At 46.1% G+C, this 19,315-nt stretch carries 24 protein-coding genes, 1 tRNA gene and 1 pseudogene; 15 read left to right on the top strand and 11 right to left on the bottom strand.

Going from position 1 to position 19,315, the window contains the following annotated elements; translation table 11 throughout:
- The first annotated feature begins 39 nt into the window (after positions 1 to 39).
- From U2F10_RS33365 to U2F10_RS33345, 5 genes are all read left to right on the top strand, one after another.
- Positions 40 to 684: a hypothetical protein gene (locus tag U2F10_RS33365; RefSeq protein WP_499874483.1), complete on the top strand. Its 645-nt coding sequence runs from the start codon at positions 40 to 42 to the stop codon at positions 682 to 684.
- Entirely contained in the window at positions 654 to 1,145 is a 492-nt protein-coding gene (locus U2F10_RS33360) for a hypothetical protein (RefSeq protein WP_499874481.1), read from the top strand. Before U2F10_RS33365 ends, U2F10_RS33360 begins: the two co-directional genes overlap by 31 nt.
- The gene (locus U2F10_RS33355; protein WP_499874479.1) at positions 1,108 to 1,488 is read left to right on the top strand and encodes a hypothetical protein; all 381 of its coding nucleotides are present in this window, start codon (positions 1,108 to 1,110) and stop codon (positions 1,486 to 1,488) included. The genes U2F10_RS33360 and U2F10_RS33355 overlap by 38 nt, the downstream gene beginning before the upstream one ends.
- Before the next feature lie 175 nt (positions 1,489 to 1,663).
- A complete protein-coding gene (locus U2F10_RS33350; RefSeq protein ID WP_499874478.1) occupies positions 1,664 to 2,980 on the top strand; it encodes an IS701 family transposase in 1,317 nt (438 codons plus the stop codon).
- Positions 2,981 to 3,489: 509 nt separating this feature from the next.
- Positions 3,490 to 4,347 carry a macro domain-containing protein gene (locus U2F10_RS33345; RefSeq protein ID WP_499874477.1) on the top strand — a complete coding sequence of 286 codons (858 nt, stop codon included), beginning with the start codon at positions 3,490 to 3,492 and terminating at the stop codon, positions 4,345 to 4,347.
- Positions 4,348 to 4,370: 23 nt separating this feature from the next.
- Here U2F10_RS33345 and U2F10_RS33340 read toward each other — a convergent pair whose 3' ends face one another.
- The 6 genes and pseudogenes from U2F10_RS33340 to U2F10_RS33315 all read right to left on the bottom strand — a co-directional run bounded on the left by U2F10_RS33340 (position 4,371) and on the right by U2F10_RS33315 (position 9,296).
- Positions 4,371 to 5,135, bottom strand: coding sequence for a hypothetical protein (locus U2F10_RS33340; RefSeq protein ID WP_499874476.1), 765 nt, complete (start codon positions 5,133 to 5,135; stop codon positions 4,371 to 4,373).
- Positions 5,136 to 5,167: 32 nt separating this feature from the next.
- Positions 5,168 to 6,658 (bottom strand): IS66 family transposase, encoded by a 1,491-nt coding sequence (tnpC, locus tag U2F10_RS33335; protein WP_499870809.1) that lies wholly within the window; start codon positions 6,656 to 6,658, stop codon positions 5,168 to 5,170.
- Positions 6,659 to 6,721: 63 nt separating this feature from the next.
- A complete protein-coding gene (locus tag U2F10_RS33330) occupies positions 6,722 to 7,591 on the bottom strand; it encodes a hypothetical protein (RefSeq protein WP_499874474.1) in 870 nt (289 codons plus the stop codon).
- Between the two features lie 125 nt (positions 7,592 to 7,716).
- Positions 7,717 to 8,646, bottom strand: a pseudogene (locus tag U2F10_RS33325) (IS5 family transposase); the annotation flags it as partial.
- A gap of 39 nt (positions 8,647 to 8,685) precedes the next feature.
- On the bottom strand, positions 8,686 to 9,012 hold the full coding sequence (locus U2F10_RS33320; RefSeq protein WP_499874473.1) for a DUF4062 domain-containing protein: 327 nt from the start codon (positions 9,010 to 9,012) through the stop codon (positions 8,686 to 8,688).
- Between the two features lie 56 nt (positions 9,013 to 9,068).
- Entirely contained in the window at positions 9,069 to 9,296 is a 228-nt protein-coding gene (locus U2F10_RS33315) for a DUF2188 domain-containing protein (protein ID WP_499874472.1), read from the bottom strand.
- Positions 9,297 to 9,356: 60 nt separating this feature from the next.
- Between U2F10_RS33315 and U2F10_RS33310 the strand changes: the two genes are divergently transcribed.
- Both U2F10_RS33310 and U2F10_RS33305 read left to right on the top strand, forming a co-directional pair.
- Positions 9,357 to 10,448, top strand: coding sequence for an ImmA/IrrE family metallo-endopeptidase (locus U2F10_RS33310; RefSeq protein ID WP_499874471.1), 1,092 nt, complete (start codon positions 9,357 to 9,359; stop codon positions 10,446 to 10,448).
- An 84-nt stretch (positions 10,449 to 10,532) separates the two neighbouring features.
- On the top strand, positions 10,533 to 10,934 hold the full coding sequence (locus tag U2F10_RS33305) for a PIN domain-containing protein (RefSeq protein WP_499874470.1): 402 nt from the start codon (positions 10,533 to 10,535) through the stop codon (positions 10,932 to 10,934).
- Positions 10,935 to 11,236: 302 nt separating this feature from the next.
- Here U2F10_RS33305 and U2F10_RS33300 read toward each other — a convergent pair whose 3' ends face one another.
- From U2F10_RS33300 to U2F10_RS33290, 3 genes are read right to left on the bottom strand one after another with little or no spacing between them, the layout of a single operon-like run.
- Positions 11,237 to 12,445, bottom strand: coding sequence for an endonuclease/exonuclease/phosphatase family protein (locus U2F10_RS33300; protein ID WP_499874469.1), 1,209 nt, complete (start codon positions 12,443 to 12,445; stop codon positions 11,237 to 11,239).
- A complete protein-coding gene (locus U2F10_RS33295) occupies positions 12,442 to 12,588 on the bottom strand; it encodes a hypothetical protein (protein ID WP_156828454.1) in 147 nt (48 codons plus the stop codon). The genes U2F10_RS33300 and U2F10_RS33295 overlap by 4 nt, the downstream gene beginning before the upstream one ends.
- The gene (locus tag U2F10_RS33290) at positions 12,589 to 13,098 is read right to left on the bottom strand and encodes a helix-turn-helix domain-containing protein (protein ID WP_499874468.1); all 510 of its coding nucleotides are present in this window, start codon (positions 13,096 to 13,098) and stop codon (positions 12,589 to 12,591) included.
- Positions 13,099 to 13,207: 109 nt separating this feature from the next.
- On the opposite strand from U2F10_RS33290, the gene U2F10_RS33285 reads away from it, so the two are divergent.
- The 6 genes from U2F10_RS33285 to U2F10_RS33260 all read left to right on the top strand — a co-directional run bounded on the left by U2F10_RS33285 (position 13,208) and on the right by U2F10_RS33260 (position 16,419).
- Positions 13,208 to 13,378: a toxin-antitoxin system HicB family antitoxin gene (locus U2F10_RS33285; RefSeq protein WP_023073944.1), complete on the top strand. Its 171-nt coding sequence runs from the start codon at positions 13,208 to 13,210 to the stop codon at positions 13,376 to 13,378.
- A gap of 73 nt (positions 13,379 to 13,451) precedes the next feature.
- Positions 13,452 to 13,637, top strand: coding sequence for a hypothetical protein (locus U2F10_RS33280; RefSeq protein WP_499874467.1), 186 nt, complete (start codon positions 13,452 to 13,454; stop codon positions 13,635 to 13,637).
- Positions 13,638 to 14,511: 874 nt separating this feature from the next.
- Positions 14,512 to 14,832, top strand: a complete 321-nt coding sequence (locus tag U2F10_RS33275; RefSeq protein WP_499874536.1) for a DUF433 domain-containing protein — start codon at positions 14,512 to 14,514, stop codon at positions 14,830 to 14,832.
- Entirely contained in the window at positions 14,825 to 15,205 is a 381-nt protein-coding gene (locus U2F10_RS33270; RefSeq protein ID WP_499874466.1) for a DUF5615 family PIN-like protein, read from the top strand. The genes U2F10_RS33275 and U2F10_RS33270 overlap by 8 nt, the downstream gene beginning before the upstream one ends.
- A 63-nt stretch (positions 15,206 to 15,268) precedes the next feature.
- Positions 15,269 to 15,399, top strand: a tRNA-OTHER gene (locus U2F10_RS33265).
- Between the two features lie 333 nt (positions 15,400 to 15,732).
- Positions 15,733 to 16,419, top strand: a complete 687-nt coding sequence (locus tag U2F10_RS33260; protein ID WP_499874465.1) for a hypothetical protein — start codon at positions 15,733 to 15,735, stop codon at positions 16,417 to 16,419.
- Positions 16,420 to 16,516: 97 nt separating this feature from the next.
- On the opposite strand, the gene U2F10_RS33255 is transcribed toward U2F10_RS33260, so the two are convergent.
- On the bottom strand, positions 16,517 to 17,305 hold the full coding sequence (locus tag U2F10_RS33255; protein ID WP_499869153.1) for a formylglycine-generating enzyme family protein: 789 nt from the start codon (positions 17,303 to 17,305) through the stop codon (positions 16,517 to 16,519).
- 440 nt (positions 17,306 to 17,745) lie between these two features.
- Between U2F10_RS33255 and psb34 the strand changes: the two genes are divergently transcribed.
- Positions 17,746 to 17,916 (top strand): photosystem II assembly protein Psb34, encoded by a 171-nt coding sequence (psb34, locus tag U2F10_RS33250; protein ID WP_163671300.1) that lies wholly within the window; start codon positions 17,746 to 17,748, stop codon positions 17,914 to 17,916.
- Positions 17,917 to 18,005: 89 nt separating this feature from the next.
- Positions 18,006 to 18,236, top strand: a complete 231-nt coding sequence (locus U2F10_RS33245; RefSeq protein ID WP_163671301.1) for a photosystem II protein, Psb35-related — start codon at positions 18,006 to 18,008, stop codon at positions 18,234 to 18,236.
- Between the two features lie 554 nt (positions 18,237 to 18,790).
- On the opposite strand, the gene U2F10_RS33240 is transcribed toward U2F10_RS33245, so the two are convergent.
- A complete protein-coding gene (locus U2F10_RS33240; protein WP_250565584.1) occupies positions 18,791 to 19,231 on the bottom strand; it encodes a hypothetical protein in 441 nt (146 codons plus the stop codon).
- Between the last annotated feature and the right edge of the window lie 84 nt (positions 19,232 to 19,315).

The following is a 19,315-nucleotide window of genomic DNA, read 5'->3' as shown; positions in this document are numbered from 1 at the left end:
CGAACGGATCTAGAACCCTTTAAATACAAGGATTCCGCCATGAATGATATACCCAATTTGTCCGTTAATCGAACGGCAACAGAACAGGGAACGTACACAGCCGTACAGCTAGGCGAACAACTGGGGGTAAGCGATGCCACCATCCGTAATCGCTGGTATCAATGGATTGTGCAGGTGGCTCCTGAACCGCTACTAAAGCAGGGTTCCACCTATACCGAGCTGGCGCGGACGCTGTTTGATGAATTCAGTCGAGTCAAGCATTGCGATCGCAACCAATGGGTGGCCAATACCAAAGCCCGCTATGCCCACGAATGGAGCAATGCCGGAGTCATTGAAGGAGAGCTCATGCCCGATAGCGTTAGCAGTGCCCTGGCCCTCCGCCAAACCCAGAATGGCATGATGCAACAGTCTATCGCTGCCGAGCTAGCCGACCTGGAGAATTTTGTCGATCAGCTAGCCATTACCGAAGCTGACTTCTCAGAGGCAGAGCTGGCCTCATTTAAAGCCGCTGGCCAACGTCGGGGCATTATGCGCTACAAGCTAGAGCTACAGGCAGAAATGGATACCTACGGCATCTCAAACAGCGCCGTATGGAAGGGGGCCAGTCGTGAGCCCAAATTCACTGCTTCAGACAACCAGGAGCGCGTTACCCTATGGATAACGCCAAATCATTGGAAGCGATGAAGCTGCCCGAGCTAAAAAAACAAGTTTGGAACGCTTGGACCCGGTTTAACCAGGCCAGTGGTGCGGTGACGCAGCCCGAAAACTATGTTCAAGACGTTAAACAGTTTGGGGACCGTCGCTATAAAGTCACCTGGATTAAGGCATTGGCCCATTTCTCAGCCCAGGCCAGCTACGAAAGCTGTTTAGACGCCTACATGCTGGTATTAAACAGTTTTAACTTCACCCCAGACCGTTGGGACTACGAGTATCGGCACGAGATTCTAGATGCCTTTTTGATGTATCCCGATGGTCTAGAGCTGATCAAAACAGGCTTAGAACAACTTTTAGAATTCACGCCCCAAGAACAGGACGAAGCCCATGGCTTTTTTGAATTGGTGGAAGAACGAGGCACCCAACCAGGAAGAGACCGCCTCCCAATTAGAGTTGAGCGGAAACTCACAGGCGCTTATTCCGCCGCGTAAGCGGGTGGATGGGGCGCTAGTAAATCGGCGGTTTAATAAGTCCATTAAGGAGAATGGCGGTGCGGGTGATGTGTATGAACAGGCTGCCGTAACTCAGACGAGAGAGTTATTTGGCTGCACGGTGAATGACCTGTATCGGGAGACCGGTGGGAAGAAAGGTCGGCGAGATACGTTGCCCCAGCCTGCTCAGGAGGCTTACATGGTGAATGAGTCGTTGGCGGCGAATGAGCTGGATCGGCAGATTGGGACGCTGGGTGGAGAGTCTCAGGATGAGGTGAATAGTCGGATTTTGGCGTCTGTTGAGCAAACGTCTAAGCAAACGCGGAAGTGGTTGCCCTGGTAAGTAGGGTAGGCTAGCGCTAATGAATAGTAGTAGCTTGGCCCTGGTTGAGACTGGGGCTTTTTTGTGGGTTGCGATTAAGGGAAACGGGAGTTGAGATCGCAGCCTAACGCTCTTTAATGACTCTAGCAGTATAAAATAGGAGTAGCTATCGGCCCAAGTTGGTCAAACCGTACTCATGGTGACACCCCGAGCTGCTCAACCTACCGTCAAATTTATCGATGACTACTGCGAGTCCTATCGAGACCTGTTCGCTGAAGTCAGAAGTTTTGAGGCCTTCAAACATTTACATGTGGGTCTGATTTCAGAGGTTAAGCGCAAATCCTTACCGGCTATCGCTAAAGTTGTTGATTTGCCAAATTCACAGTCGTTACAACAATTTATATGTGAGTCTCCTTGGTCTAGACAAACCTTCTGCCAGCAAAGATTAATGCTCATTCTCAAAGTTATCGCTGGCAGAAAAGTCACACTGATTATCGATGAAACGGGTGACCGTAAAAAAGGCACCTCTACCGATTATGTAAAACGACAATACATCGGTAATTTGGGCAAGGTCGACAATGGAATTGTCGCTGTAAGTGCTTATGGGCTGTTGGATGATATTACGTTTCCACTTGCCTTTGAGGTGTATAAACCCAAAGAGCGACTCAAACCTACAGACCGTTATCAGACTAAACCAGAGATCGCCGCTGCCATGATTCGAGAGTTGTGTGCGTTAGGCTTTAAATTTGATTTGGTTTTAGCCGATAGTCTATATGGCGAAAGCGGCAGTAATTTTGTGCGAGTTCTGCAAGAACTGAAGATACCTTATGTCCTCGCTATCCGTTCTAATCATGGCGTTTGGTTACCCAAAGAACAACGAGTTCGCCACAACCGTTGGCGAGAGTATATCCGTACGTTCTCGGATGGAAAAACAGAGAAACGCTATATTCGTGAGATTATTTATGGCAAACGACGGACCACTCGCTACTGGGAACTGACGACCGATAAAGAAACCTTGCCATCAGCATCCACTTGGATGGTAATGACATGTGTGAAGAACATTACATACAAACAAGTGGGTGATCTCTATGGGTGTCGAAATTGGGTCGAGTATGGTTTGAAACAAAGTAAAAATGAACTGGGGTGGGCAGATTTTCGGGTAACCAATTATGCTCAAATTGAAAAGTGGTGGGAATTGGTGATGAGTGCCTATTTAATGGTGACCCTGTACACTCCGCCACTGCGACCTGAAGGGACTATTCCTCCAGAACACGATGACTCAACGGCGTTCTCATCGTTTCTCAAGCACCGTTATTGGGAGGACGGAGATGGTTGGAAGAGTTGGCTTAACAACTTACGGTTGATTCTTCTTCCTTGGGTCAGTTTCAACTTACTCAAGCCTTGGCTAGAGATTTTTCCCATTCCTCAATTAACAGAAGGATTTGATGGTTTGATTGCATGGATGAACCAGTTTCCAGGGATAGCGGTTCCCATACAAGAGAGTCCTCCTTGAAAATAATCTCGCCAGAGTCATTAAAGAGCGCTAACCAGAAGTTGCGCAAGCATTTTAGGCCTCTAAGTCTTACTGCATATGGCTTAGAGGCCACTTTTTAAGAAGCATTGCTGTTAAATGTAGCCATGTCTAGTGCTTTAAACGCTTTGCCAAGTAGGGATACAGACTCGTTACATGGCTACATTTTGCCGCTCTGATCGCTAAAAAATGCCTGTAACCTTTACCTTAAAAGGCTTCTAGCTATTTTGGCTTGCGCAAGCCCTGCCTAACGGGCGAAGTGTGAGTGCGGATGCGGGTGGTGCGTTCGTGGATAAAGCCAGAGAACTATAACTAAACTTGAGTTATCTCTTACAGTAGAATTTTCAGAAACTTGCAGTAGTCTAAGTAATCTATCTACTAAACTATTCAGAGCAATAAAGATACATGAATACATTTATGTATCGGTGAAAATTTTAGAAAAACAAAAATTTTAGATATCCTAAATATTTTTTTATCCAAACAGGCTAACGATGAACCCCAAGATTTTAGTTAAGATTTTCGCAAGTGTTGGGCTTAAGAGAATTTCAATCTCATTCATTGAAATCTTTGGTCTCTTTTGGTTACTAACTGAACCTTTAGGCCTCTTCTTCTCTGATATACCTGAATTTGGATGGACTGGCTATCTTGCACTCATTTTCATTTCAATCTTAGGTGCCATCGCTTTACGACTGCCTCGACAGAAAATCTCAATCCAACTGCCCTCACCAAACTCAATAATAGAAGTAAAAGTTGGAGATATTTTTCAGGAGTCAGGGCATTTGGCAATTGGCTTTAATGATTGCTTTGATACTGAAATAGGTGAAATCATTGCTCATTCTAGTGTTCAAGGACAGTTTCTAAAACGAATTTATGATAGCAACAGAATCAAACTAGATAAAGACATTGAAGCTGCCTTAGAGGATTTCAAATATCAAAGGAAAAAAGATTTCGAAAAATCCAAAGGAAAATCTTGGCGTTATCCTATTGGCACAACAATAGCATTAGGGGATGCGAATAGGCGCTACTTCCTTTCCGCATATGGATGGATGGGAAATGACTTAAAAATTCAATCAAATGCAGATTATATCTGGTTATCTCTCAATAATCTTTGGGAGCAAGTCCGCTTGAAAGGTCATGGGACTCAAGTAGCTATACCTATTTTTGGTTCGACACTTGCTCGAACCAATCTTCCACGAGAAACATTACTCAAACTAATAATCACATCATTTATAATTGCTTCAAAGGAACAATTTATAGCCAATAAGTTAACATTGGTTATTTTCTATAAGGATATAGATTTTGTGAATTTATATGATCTAGAGGACTTCTTGAATGCAGCAGTTTTTTAGCATGAGTTCAGATTTTTAGTGTACTATCTGAGATATGTGTTTTTAATTTCTGACTCAAACTCATTTAGATACATTTCCTTATACGGTGAAGGTGAATAAAGAATTCTATCTATCATACAAACAACACTATAGTGATATCTGTTTTGCATATATCTATTAAGTAATCCTTCCAGTTCTTCTGCAGAGCTAAACTTGAGAAAGTATAGCAAAGCACAGGACCTGAAAGCAGAATTATCTTGCGCAAGCATTGGCTCTAACAATTCAAATGCTTCACTCTTATCTTGACTATTAAACGAATCAACAGCAATAAAAGCTAAATCTGATCTCTCAGTTGATAACAGGCTAGAAGCAACACCTTTGACTCCAGGTGATAACTTAATTGCTGCCTTTGCAGCCAGTCTTGAAATATCCCCATAGGTGCTTTCTGAGACTTTAATTAATACTTCAATATCAGATTGATCGCCATAAAGCTCTACAAGCTTAATAGCGCTAATTTGAAGAAGCTCCCCAAATTCGGTAAACTTTCTTAGCTCCAAATATTTTCTACCCCATATAATATCCCCAGGGTTTCCATATAAAACAAGTCCTGATAGGGCCGCTGCAATGAAATCATATTTTATATGTTCTTCGAAAAACTTTTTCGTAATCTCCAGCTGGGCCAGTAACTCAATAATTGTCTCCTTAAATTCATCGAAAGACTTTGAATCTAAGATCCCTGTTACTTGAGTTGATTCAGCTGAAATATCCTTCACTTGGTCATAGAGTTTCAGTAAATCCTTATGTTTCAATCTCTTATAATCTAATATTTCCGTAACCGTCCCTAGCGTTGATCTTGTGGAATCAACGAAGGAGGCTCTTTTCCAGTTCGTGCAGCCAAGCAGGCATGAGCGAGGAAATCAAGCATATCTCTGCCCTGAGCCTTGAGCGAGGCAGTGACGGTCAACAAGCGTGCAACAAACTGACTACCGTGTTGAGCTTGAGAACCAAAACTGGTTTTCCGCCAAATCACCGCTGGCCGCAAGGCTCTTTCAGCCGCATTATTGGTGGGTTCAACATTTCCGATGGCAACGAAGGTCCATAACGCAGGTTCGACCTTGAGCAACCGACGACAGGTTCTGACGGTCTTCGCCAACGGAGATTTTTCATGAGGGTCAATCGGTAGTGAAGCAGCCTCTTCTAACGTCGTTTTGAATCCTTGCCGTAGCTGGGTGACTTGACGGATAAACTGCTCACGGGACAACGTGTTATTTTTCAGTTGATGCCACCACCGAAACAGCCGACGCTGGCGACGCAGCAACGCTTTCCCAATCTCGTGAGAAACACCCATACGCTCTGTCATTGCTGTTAAGTCTCGTTTGAGATGAGCCCAACACACTTGCCGATGGTCTAACGCAATCCAGTTATAGGCACTGTAGCGGTCAGAGGCCACGATACCTTCATAGGATTCACCAATCAGACCTTTTGCGGTCTTCTGAGACCGACTCAGAACAACCTCAAAAAAGCTCACTAGGGGTGTCACCAACACCCATAACCATCCTTTCGTCTGCTTGGGATTTCGACCATCCCGATTCCCTTGAGGAAAACTGGTTTCATCACTATGGAGCACTGGCTGGGTGTGAACATAGTCCTTGGCAGCGGCCACGGGTACGCTGAGGGCGTCGCTCATTTCATTGCGCAAGCGACCGACACTCCCACGAGAGAGACGAACGCTAAACAGGTCCGCCATGAGCGCGCACACTTGACGATAGCTGTGACGATACGGGCCACTCAACAGCATCACGATTGCACTTAATCGTTCCCCATAGCCCAAGGGCGATACCCCTGGCGGTAAAGCCGCTCGGGTAACCTGACCACAGACACCGCAACTGAGTTGATGCAGGCGATATTCAATCACCATTGGCTCCATCGGCGGTAGTTCGATTTCTTGATGACGGTGGGGATGACTATCGTGACCACTCAACGGTGCACCGCAGTCTGCACACGTCGACGGCATCACGTCATGCACCTGGTCACACTCGTCGCTGGGTTTGAGTTTACGAGCCTGACGGGGTGACGATCTTGGTTGGCCTAGTGGAGACCGCTTTTTATATTTCTTTTTACCGTCTGAAGGCTTGCTGAATCCATCACTCGAAGGGGGTTTTGATGAGTTTTGTGAGGTCTGATTCAATCGTTCTTCTAACTGGCTTAAACGCTCATCTTGTTGCTTCAAGCGCTCGCTAAGAACCAGCACCAATGCACGGATACTTGCTGGGGTTGCCTCCCAGTCCGCTCTTGGTACCTTGACTCCAGCAATTTCGATCTCTTCACTCATGCCACCAACTTAGCGAAGCTCACGTACGACGGACCCTAAGATTTCTTTATTTTCCTGGGACGGTTACGCTTCATCAGCTGCAGCTCTAACTGATGCATAATCATCATGACAAGCACTGCTTGCTATTGGTAAGTCTTCAATTGTGCCCGTTGAACCTAGATAAGATAGCCAATCGATTTTATTTTCTGATGATTCTGTAGTCAAAATAAACTTTCGAATTTCAGAACGTTTATCATTATCTGAAGTCAAACAAATATCTGTCTTTTTTAGAAGATCTAAGATCTGCTTTAGAAGATTAGAATCTTGGGTTTTAGAGGCTACATAAAATAAAAGATTACTTACATTCGAATCCTTAAACCAATACCATCCTGCCTTAACCTTAGCCAGATCATTGACTATTGTTTTGATTAATGGCAATACTTCGTCACCACTAACTTCTATTTGTTCTCTATACTGATAAATAAGATGTATCTCATGATTAGTAAAACATTCATCTTCATAGTGATTAATCACCATGCTTTTAGAAAATAAGCTCAGTCTGGCTATTTCCAGCCAACTTAAATTCTCTTTAGAGGTCGATGGCTCTATAAATTGACGAACATTATCAGTCAAATCTAGTAACTGTTCTTTAGCTGCAGCAACATGTGGCTCTGCAGATTCCAAACCACTCAAATCACTAGAAGAAGCATCAATAACTGTATTTTGAGTTTGCGCGCTTGACTCTTGCCTTTCTTCATCAGATGCTTTTTTAGCAAGATCAAGTACATACTTTAAAAGCCATTCATCTAACTTATCCCGCCAGTCTGCTGAATCATCAAAGGTTTTAAATAAAAATTCTTTTGCCTGAATTTGTTGTTCACGGAAAGCCAGAACTTGCTTTAACTGTTCTCCTGGATCTTCAAGACGCCTAGCTTCTATTTCTTTAAAGCACAACCATATAGTCGGAAATCCACTCTGATAATACCTCTTCCTTGCATATCCAAACTCTTCCTCAAAACGGCTTTGGTGCGTGAATATTTTGGTAGACAGATCGGTCCTCTAGGATATCGATCTTGGGCTTCAATAGGATAGCTATCGGGCATTCCTAAGTGGGTGAACTGATTGAGAATAGAACATTCCAACAGTAATTCTGTCGTTTGATTTTCAATCCCTCGTGCAGACACCTCACCTGTGAACATAGTTTTGAGTCGATACATCATGGTTTCACTCAAAGACCGTCGATGATAGTTTATCTCTTCTTTCCAGGTAGACCGTCCCTGTTTGCGAATCGCTCGTAAGTTTTCATCTCGTGGATGCGGGGCCTGTTTGCGATTGCCATGAAACCAAATTTTGGCATCTTTGCGAGGGGGAATCGCTGCCGTTGCATCACGCTCATCAATGGCGTCATAGCAGTAGGTGCGGTCATACGCCCCATCGGCACTCACTTGGTCAATCTCATCGGGAATTTGGTCGAGGATGTCCGGGAGTATCTCGCCATCAGTGATGGCGTTCGAAGTCACTACGGCAGCCAGAATCTCTCCGGTTTGCTCATCGACACCCAAATGGAGTTTGAGCCAAGTGCGACGTTTGCTCACCCCATGCTGCCGGGTTTTCCATTCCCCGTCTCCGTACACTTTAATGCCCGTACTATCAACCACCACATGACGACTGCCAGAGGTCGGCTGAATCGGTAAATCAATCGGTAATGTCTGTTGACGACGTGACAATGTTGTATGCACCGGTAAGTCTACCGATACATCCATCAGTTCAAAGATAGACCCTGCAAAGCCAATGGTTTGACGTAAGGCCAGTCCATAGAGCACTTTGAAGGTCAAGAGTGTTTGGATGGCTAAATCGCTATAGTCTTTCGATGCCCCTGGTTTACCAGTCTTTTGAGTGTTTTTCCACTCGGCAATCACCTCATCACTGAGCCATAACGTCAGACTTCCTCGCTTTACCAGAGCAGCGTTATACTCAGACCAGTTGCGGAGTTTGTAGGTGCGTTTCATCGGTACCGTGTTTGTGTGGTAACTACACTTTACCGGCACCTACGGCTCCGCAACTTCTTTATTCACGCACCAAAGCCCCTCAAAACCTGAAGAGTATTTTCCTGTTGAAGATCCCCATCGCTCCCAGAGCATTCCCAAGAAAAGATCGCATGAGTCAACATCTGCATTAATAATCTCCTGAGGCCTTCCCGTTCCAGGCAAAGTATCTTCCCATCCCTTCAGATCTATTTGCCAACCAACGGACGAAGCTATGACACGATTTATTTTATCGACAACTTTCCTAGCATATTTTCTCTCCTCAGAAAGATCTCCAGGAGAAGCTAAAAAGACTGTAAGTATACGTCGAATAGAGTGGTTACTAACCATCGTGATAACTTCTTGAAAATATTAATCTTTGGTCATAGAGCTTGGCGCGAATTCTATTACCCCTTAGGTGGATGAGGGTCATTACCATAGCTATTCTTTTGTCTAATCTGACCGTTAGTTCGATGCACAATCATCTCAGACTGCTGGTTAGTAGCAATAGACCGAGCAATATCAATAGCTTCTTGCTGAGTTTGAGTAACCCGAGTAGCTCGCTTCGCGCCTGCAGCTTTAACAGCCCATCCCTCTGGATGAGGGACAATATGCTGGTTTTTACCCTTAGCCATAAAACACCTCCAATGTTATGTTTATTTAACATATATATCGATTATAGCCAATATTTTTAGATGACAAATGTTAACTCCATAAAAATCTATCGAGAGCAAAAGGGGCTTTCCCAAGATCAACTGGGTGAATCCCTGGGTGTAACTCGTCAAACCATTGCAGCTTGGGAAAAGGGAGAACGCACTGTATCGCTGGTTCAACTCTCTAAAGTTGCCAAAACTTTGGGTATTGCTCTGGAACTACTGATTGGCTCTACGGAAGAATCTGCAACCTCTGAACCAGCTCCAGGTATGGGACTTATGTTTCGTGCCGACCAGCCCTCTATGTTGACGCCTACCCTAAGAGCCCACCTCACTCAAAAGTCTGTAGACTATTCCACAATTGAGCAGATTGTAGGCGAAGTCCCCACACTGCCAGAAATGCGACCACTGACCGGCTATAACGAGGATGTCGTTGAAGAAGTCGCCAAGGAAATCCGTGACTGGTTAGGTGTGGGTGAAACCTATCCCCTAGGAGATGTCCTGGCGTTGCTAGAAGCTAAGGGACTAAAAATCATTTTGTATCCTTTGCCAGAAACCATCTCTGGCTTCTCTGCCTACACTGAAACGACTGGAGCCGTCATTTTTGTTAATGCCAATCACCCGACTGAACGCCAGTTTTTCACCGCATTACACGAACTAGGCCATCTAATCTTCCATCGTCAGGAATACCATCAACCCCATAACCAAACCCGTAAAAACGATTCACGCGAGAAAGCGGCCAACCACATAGCCGGGGCCATTTTACTTTCTCGTGACATCATTTATCGAGAACTACGCGCCTATCGAAACCGTTGGATACCTGAACCGCTTCTTGCAGACATCAAACTCCGTTATGGCGTTAGCCTGATGACCATTTTGTATAGAGCAGGGCAGCTGGGTCTCATTACTAAAAAGCAACAGGGACAACAAATCGGTGTACTCAAGAAAAAATATGGCGTCAACGAAAAACCTAAACTACCAACTCCTGAGCATCTGACACGATTAGAGAGGCTAGTATTTCTAGCCTTACTAAGAGAAGAACTCACAGTATCAAGAGCCGCCGAAGTACTAGACAAGGATCTGATGGATATTCGCCAACAGTTAGCAAACTGGATGGAGGAAAACGGCGATTGATTTTACTGTCAGATGCCAATGTTTTAATCGACCTCGGGCACGTACAGGGACTAGATATTCTGTGTCAATTAGAGACAGTAGAAGTTGCTTGATGTTGTTTTAGAAGAGTGCGCTCACCCCTCACAGCCTGATTTAATAGCCAAAATTCTAGAAGCAGGGATTCAGCTTATTGAGACTAAGGTCGAATGGTTGCAAGCAGCACAAGCCTATCGACAAGGCAATCTAAGCATCCCTGACCTACTGAACTTTTACTATGCCAAAACTCAGAGACGTCTACTCCTAACAAATGAGAAACCACTCCGAACGCTTTGCCAACAGCAAAACGTAACAGTCCACGGCACCCTATGGGTTATTCAAGAAGCCTATCAACGCAAGCTCTCAACACCAGCAACACTCTGCCAATGGTTGGAAACCCTCAGTAATCTGGACCGACGCTTACCAAAACAAGTTATCAACCAGTTGAAGGATACTCTAGGTTGTAGCTGAGGAAGTGCAATCGCAACCCAACCTAACTCAACCAAAACCGGCTGCCACTAGCAAAGCTACAAACAGCCCTTAAACCCAGTCGACTTCGCTGATTGCCCGATTGCCCGTGGCTCCGTTGTCGCCACTAGCAAGGTTATCCATTTTTAATTCTTCACTGGATAGGCTTTGTGATCGCAACTCTATATCCTTCCCACTAACAAACCACCCACCCCGTCCACAACGTAGGCTTCGCTCCCTTAAATTCCTCCCAAATCCTGCGCTTATCGCCCGATATCGCTCCACTCTATCCAGCTAGCCAATGCCTAATCATGCAAAAATGCATCCGGCAAAGGGAGCCTCACCCAAATCGGCATATGATCACTCACCTCATGCTCAAACTTCCTATAAAACACCGCCTTTTCAGCACTCGTTAACTCCTGCAACGGCTGGTCATTCAGAGCATCATTAAACAACTGCACAAAGTTCACCATGCCATAATCAGGACCACGCTCTTGAGCCCCCATCACCTCTTTCTGAACTGACTGAGGCAAACGCTCATCATGGCTAAAGAAAGCAACATGATCAAAGGTCTCCTTCAGACGAGCATTGGTTCTAAACAATTGGTTGTGAACAGGATGAGGATCTAAAAACGGGAAATACACATTAGCTCTTGAATCCGATGTTCTTCCCTGCGCATTAAACGTTTTGATATGCGCAGTAATCCGTTCACGGTCTGTCTTCGGATTGTCAAAGTCGAGATTTAGATCTCCCATCAACACAAAATTAGGGTAATAGGCAGTATCCTTTTCCTCCACTCGTCCAAGAATCCACTCCATCAGAGCATCAAACTCTTGCCGCCGGTCCGTAACCGACTCACCAAAGTAAAGATGAGCATTGATCGCCATCAGCTTGTAAGGCTCAGTACCCGGATGGCCGACAATGCGAAAGCTAGCGCAGAAGGGCTGTCGAATAAATGACAGAAAAACAGGAATTTGCACCTTAGGCGGTTTCGGCTCTGCACCCACCTGATTCTGTTGCCAGGCTTTGTGCTTATCGAGATATTGCAAATAAGGCAACAACTCATCCCGCAGGACATCGTAGTTATCAATAACGGTCTTGATCAGCTTACTGCGGTCAAATGAAATATCAGAGACCACATCCCCCCGCTCGATGACTCGGGTGTTATAAATAAATCCCAGACGCTCCCCCATGCCAGATTCACCGGGAAAAACACCCGTACGATCTGAGACCACAGCATGAAAATCTGGCCCCATCAGCTCGCGCAAATAATTAAATCCTTCCAGGTCATCCATAATTTCTTGAACTGCCAGTAAATCAAACTGACGGCAGAGCGTCGCAAGAAACTTCCAGGTATTGGCAGAACGCTTACTCCGTTTGCCTAACTTACGAATATTGAAAGAAGCCAGCAGCACTGACCCATAGATGCGTTTAGGAAAACCATACTTAGTAGGGTCTGCCGCGAATACAGCATTAATCCGATTCCATTCTTCAGCTGTAAACTCCGAGGTCATAGCAGATTCTCTACATCAAAATGTTTGCTACTGGTAACGCCATAAGACAGCGTATTGACTTGCGATCGCAATCCCAAAATATGCCTAGTCACAAACCGCTTATCCCAGCCCCATAGCAGTGGCAACCAAGAGATACCCAGCATCTAAGAATTATCCGAATCACGAATATCAGCAGCCATCGCCCGAGACTCAGATTTATCCTGATCGCGATATTGCTCCAGCACCAACGGCACCCGCACTTCCTTAGCGGATGCTTTTTTACCCTTGGCCTTCGGCTTTCCCGGCGGCTTCTCCTCAGCAGGCGGCGCAATCCGGTCCCCAATAATGTGCAAAATCTGACTAAAGTCCTGAGGCTGCATCACCCCAATCCGCGCCATGATGTCAGTCCGCGTCGGCCCATGACTGCGGCCATACAAATAAGCAATAAAATCCTCCACCAGCATCCCCTTTAACCGAGCAATCTTCTCCAGATTCTCCAAACTCGGCACATTCCGACCATTCTCCCACTGCTGCACCGTAGACTGCGACACCTGCATCTTCCGCGCAAACTGCCGCTGCGATTGGTCGCCACGAATTTCGTGCACCACCTCACTCAATCGCTTCAAAAAACCCTCGTCCACAAACGCTACAGCCGACTTTTTACGAGCTTTCAATGATTAACCTCCAAATAATAAAGCCAGACATCACATAATTGCTTGACTAAATAATCACTCATTATTAACATGATCGATAAGTCAAACAAATTAGATTTATGTGTCGGTCATGAAAAGCGCTCCTCAGCCGAAGCCCCCTCGGCAAAACCTCACCATCCGCATGACGCCCGAGCTCAAGCAACGGGCACAAATCAGTGCAATCCAACAAAAACGCTCACTCTCGGACCTGATCGAAGAAGCCCTCGAAACTCTGCTCAACCGCCAAGAACGAGCCGCCTAGCTATCTGCAAAAACAATAAAAAATGCCCCACGTCTTGCACAGCTTTGGGGCATCCGTAAAATTAACTACTTCCATGATGACAGAAAATTCTCCGACTGCCTACGACGGAGGACATAGTCTGCAGCCTGCAAAAAGCACTACCCGCTCACATCTCAGACTTACCCCAGAAGCCGTTCACCAAAACTGGCTCGACCACTTCTACACCCCCGCCGGGTACCTCTACCACCTCATCCTTGCCCTCAGAAAACAAGGCTGGTGATTCCGCGTCGAAAACGTCTCCCAGTTTTGCCGTGAATGGCACATCAACCGTCGCACCTTCTACCGCGCCAAAGCCGAACTGATCACCAATGGCAAGCTAGAAGAACATATCAAAGGCAGCGTCAACCTACGGGTTCCCACCCTGAGTCAAATTGACTCACCTGTGACAAACCTGTCACCCCGAGTGATCAATTTGACACACCCTGAGACAACTCAGACACAGTCAGCCGCCAAAACCGAAGCCCAGCAATCATTTCCCAACTCCCCAGATCCTTCTCAACTTCCTTCCAACTCTTCTTTAAAAAGAGAGAGAAAATCGCTTCGCTTTCCCCAGAGCTAGAGCAGCCCAATATCGAAGGCATCACGTTATCCCCAAATGCACCAGAGCACCCTCAAACGGGTGAGGCATCACTTCCCGGACCTCAGCAATGGTTAGACTTTTCCGCCGAGGACGACCCCGATTTTTTCGCGTTCGTCATAAAACAAAAAATCCCCCGACTCCCTGATCCGCCTGCCTCCAAACAAAGCGCTGCTCAAGGCTGGATTCGTAAATACGGCGATCGCCTCTACACCGAATACCTGCAATGGCTCGAAAGCCAGCGCCAAGTTGAACAACGTCTCACCCCCATTCCCCCCAATGAGGAAACCCCAGACCAGCGCCTACAGCGTTACCAGATGCTTTGGCAAAATCCCACCTGCCGTAAAGGTGTCCGCACCGCCATCCAAAACCACCCCGAATGGTACCTAGAAGTCGGCCCCAATGGACCACAGACTCAACCACCAGCACCCCAGACACCATAAACATAAAATCCCGTTATCATTTGAAAGCCATACATAGCAACACGCCCAACCAAACCAGTGCTGCGGAGTATCCCATGAACACCCAGCTGATCGACTCCCTCATCCAAGTCATCGAATCCCTCAGCCCCGAGGAAAATAAGCTGCTGCGCACCAAACTCCACGCCCGCAGCATCCAAAAAACCCCCGGCGTTTGCGGCGGCCAGGCCCGCATCCGCAACACCCGCATTCCCGTTTGGACCCTCGTATCCTTCCACCAACAAGGAGCCGACTCCACAGAACTACTCCGCAACTACCCCAGCCTTATTCCCGCCGACCTCGACGCCGCCTGGGCCTATTACCAAGAAAACCAAACCGAAATCGACCAAATCATCCAAGACGACCTAGCCCATGGTTGATCTCTACTCCAACGAAACTTTCCCCATCGACATGGTGGTCCTCCTCCGCAATCTCGGCTACGACGTCCTCACCTCCTACGACGCAGACCAAGCCAACCAAGGCATCCCCGACGCAGACGTCCTCACCTACGCCACCAAAAATAACCGAGTCGTCATCACCCTCAACCGCCAGGACTTCATCGACCTCCAGCGAAAAAACACCAAACACACCGGCATCATAATTTGCAAAGACGACCGCAACTACACAGACCAAGTCCAGACTCTACACACCTATTTAGAAAACCAACCCAGCCTTACAAACCGACTCATAAGGGTTCTAAAGCAAAACCAACCCAAATCCAGCCAGCAGATCTTCACCATCCGCGAATACTAACCTCACAGCCACTCAACCCCACTCAGCTCAGAAAACCAGCGCTACATAATAGACTACTTTGAGGGAAGTTCTGGGAAACAAACTAGGTTAAAACCTAGAACCCTTGTCTATAAAGGCTTTCAATCACCACCTTTATAGACTCGAAATCTATTATGGGCTTCGATTCATCGGGGGTTCGAATCCCCCCCTCTCCGTTTAATAGCAAGGGTTTTGGCCTTTGAAACAAACCGAGACAGACCTCCTCAACGCAGCTTTTTTGGCCTAAAAACAGGTGATTGATGCACTGTTATGGGTACCGTTCTGGGGCAAGCTTAAGGAAGGGTGAAAACCAACCTAACCCTTTACCTGCAAAGGTTTATAAAGTGCGGAGTGCAGCTGCCTCAAAGTTCGATGTGCAAAAGGTGGCCACCGACCTGCTAACACCAAATCTGAATTCATTAAGCCCGATTAAAAATAGACAATCCTGTAATGGAACCATCAAGAATGCTTGTTCGTCTTTCCATACAGTTGCTATTTACTGCAAAACAATGCAAAGACTAATAAAGTTTGGCCTAGCTGCTCTTGGAGTAGCTACGGCTAGTGGTTTTTCAACTCAAGCTCAAGCAGGCGTAATTTTTGATAATGGCGTGTTGGGTGATAATGGCTTCCTCGACAGGGGGAGTGTAACTAATGCGCTAATAAGCGATTTTAATTTTGGCCTTTCAGCAGCCGATGATTTCCGCTTAAGTGACGGCAACAACATTATTACGGATATTCATTGGTTTGGCACCTACAATGAAATTCCAGAAGTAGATAACTTTACGATTGAAATCTATGAGGAGGATGCGGCCCCTGGACCTACTCCCTTCTTTTCACTCAATCTCGGTGATGTGGGACGACAACAAGAGACTGAACTGAGTTGTTGCGGTCTAGCCGGCTTTGATCCTGTATTCAAGTATTCGGCTAGGATTCCAGCTTTAGAACTCACCCCGAATGATACGTACTGGCTTTCGATTAGAAATGAGAATTGGGCCTGGTCTTCTCCCTTTGGTACCCCTGGAAATGCTCATAGCCGACGGGACGGTGGGGAGTGGGTAAATATTGATTCAGAAGCAGCTTTTTTCCTGACCGATGATTTTGTGGAGGACGGTCCTACGTCTGTTCCCGAGCCTCTCGGTTTAGTTGGCATGACAATTTTGCCGTTATTAGGGCTGAGCCTGAAACGTAAAAAGTGAGTAAGGTTTCTGTTTCTGAAGACTGCTCAGAATTAATGATGTAATTCGCAGTATATGCCAGAAAATGGGGGACACTGCCGCCACCAGGGGCGTTGGCTCAGAAAGGAGATGAGTATACGACCCGGAAGCCAATATTACGGGTACGGCCCATTGACCCAAAATAATTGCGATTAGCGGACCGACACTTATTAGGACGATAAATCCATGAGCCTCCACGTATGACACGAAGGGATATTCTTTCCTCCGTATCCAGCAGCCAAGCACTACCATCCGTAGGGGCATTGTTATAGTTCTCGTGCCAATGATCCTGACACCATTCATAAACGTTCCCATGCATGTCACTGAGACCAAAACCATTGGTTACATCAAAGTGATCTACTGAAGTTGTTCCAGGAGAGTATTGAGCTTTGGGACCATATGGATATTTTTTAGGAGCACGGTAGTTTACTAGATCAGGTGTGATTTGGTCACCAAACGCAAAGCGAGTTGTTGTGCCAGCTCGACAGGCATATTCCCATTCAGCTTCGGTTGGCAGTCGATAGGAACGACCTGTATAAACAGAGAGTCGAGAACAAAACTCCACCGCGTCATCCCAAGAGACCTTTTCAACAGGTCGATGATCACCGTTAAAATCAGATGGTTCTGCATAGAGAGTGTGATGATGACGAGGCATGGCTGCCACTAATCTCCACTGAGCTTGAGTGATAGGATACTTCGCCATAAAAAAAGCAGAAATCATGACTTCATGCTGAGGGCTTTCAAAGTCAGTACGCTCCAATTCCTCATCTGGAGAGCCCATAAGGAATTTTCCAGAAGGAATCAACAGCATTTCGAGGGAGATGTGTTGCTCTTCACTAAGCGTTTCTTGATGGCTCTGTTGCTTCATTGGCCACGCAGTTAGTTTTTGCTCTACTTATATTGCTCTACTTATATTTTATCGAGAAGACATCATCGATACTTTCGATGCTGGCAAATTGTGCGGGTAAACGACGCAATCGGGAAAAACAATCCAATACCGCAGAGGATCGGTAAAAGCGATTTTTATTCGCTAGCACGGGGTATGCCTAGACAAGAATGAGATCGCTCAATGACGGCTGGCACTGTTTAGCACGCTACAAGCCATAACAGCAATCCTTAAATTCCAGTCAATACCTAGCAAGCTACCCATCTAAAGCAGTGAGCCTGGCTTGCCACGATGTTGCACGTCAATCCATAGCCTTGATGCAAATTTCTAACAAAAGCATTTTTGTCAAGTTAATTTGCAATTTGTAATAATTTGCGTTACATTGATTTACATAAGAACAGCCACTTAAAGGACATCGCATTATGTACACCACCATTAACGAATCCGGGCAGCTCAATAACTACGCCACAGAGCCTGAAATGTATCTAGCTTCCTATCCCGCACCTGAGCAACAGCGTCGTTACATGCTCCAGGGGGGTATAGCCGTCTTACTGATCAGCGTACTGATGCTGACTGCACTAGGCGTTAGCTAGATCACGTAAACAGTATTGATAGTCAACGTGTGATTGATAGTCAACGCTTGACTACTTCACGACACACTTTCAAGTAAGGAGACAAAATTATGTTTGGTATCTTATTAGCTGTCATTATTGTTGGTTGGGTAGCCGCATCCATTATTGGAACCCAAGCCTACTTCTTCGGAGAGCAGTCTAAGCCTATCCACGAACGCAACTGGAACTCTGAAGGCTTTGAGAATCTGGCCAAGCTGGTCACCGGTCGGGAAACTGATTTCAACGAACGTGTTTATCAATTTGGTGGTGATGCTTACACTAGCAAAGCTGCTAACAGCTAATTATGCTAATTTCAAGTTTCACTAAAGTTTAGTTTGAAGGGCATTAGCAAACAGGAGATTTCCTGGGCTAATGCCCTAACTTTTTACAGAATGTCAAACAACCTTTAATTTATGATCTGAGGTAGTCGCCTTGGAGCAATGACATTGTAGAAAAAGTGAGCCTGGCTAGTCTTATTCCTTGGACTCACTACAGTGAGTATTCTGATTAGCCATAAGGTTAAGCAAGGATATTAGGTCTCTACAGAAGTTCTTCTAACTGGCCCAAAACAACCTGTCACAGAAATTCCTCAACGATTCGTAGAGTTTGTCTACGGTGAGAGAATGGCATTACTTTTATCAACAATGCCCCTATTCAACTTGAGCTAAGTCAAGACAGTAGACATTGGGAAGGGATGGTACGCCCTGATGATCAAGGCCTTCTGGTAATGGCTGACAAGCTTTCCGAGACTATTCTTGGCTTTGTTGCCATGCCCCCTGTGGAGGAGTAATAGTCGCGATATACAGGAGCGCAGGTATCACAGAGCGGGGGCAGTGCGGAGAGGTGGCGACAAACATTATCGGGCGTGGCTCATGCTGGGAGTTAAGCATCGGGCAATGACTGTTCGCCCTTCGTGACCATGAACGCGCTCTACCATGGCAACACTCTCATACCAAAATGTAGAGCCGTGGGGGTCAAGCCAGTGGAGCATCACCCAACGATCAAACTCAAACCCTACAGCCACTAAGCCTGTACCACTGATACCGCTCCAGTCTTCATTACGCTGTAGATAGAACGTTCTCGCATAGCCGGCTGTGGTTAAAGGGACATCCATTGTTTCAACAGTTCGCCCAGGACGTTTATCCTGCATTGCCTTAAAGATTTCAAAGCTAGGAAACACCCCATGACTATGACAAAGACCAAACCAGCTGAGGGCAAACTGACCTGACGGTAATTTTACCCCTGCTGCTATGGGTCTATTGTCCTGGAACACTTGAACGTACTCTAGATGCTGCATAGGGATAGTGCACTCCGAACTCATATCAGATTCACAAACTAGGACAGCAACACTGGCTACCCCAGTTCGTCCCAAAATGCCCAT

Source organism: Leptothoe sp. EHU-05/26/07-4, assembly GCF_043421015.1.
GTDB lineage: Bacteria > Cyanobacteriota > Cyanobacteriia > Phormidesmidales > Phormidesmidaceae > Leptothoe > Leptothoe turfae.
The sequence above is the reverse complement of the archived record's forward strand: the minus strand, read 5'-3'. Positions and strand labels throughout refer to the sequence as shown.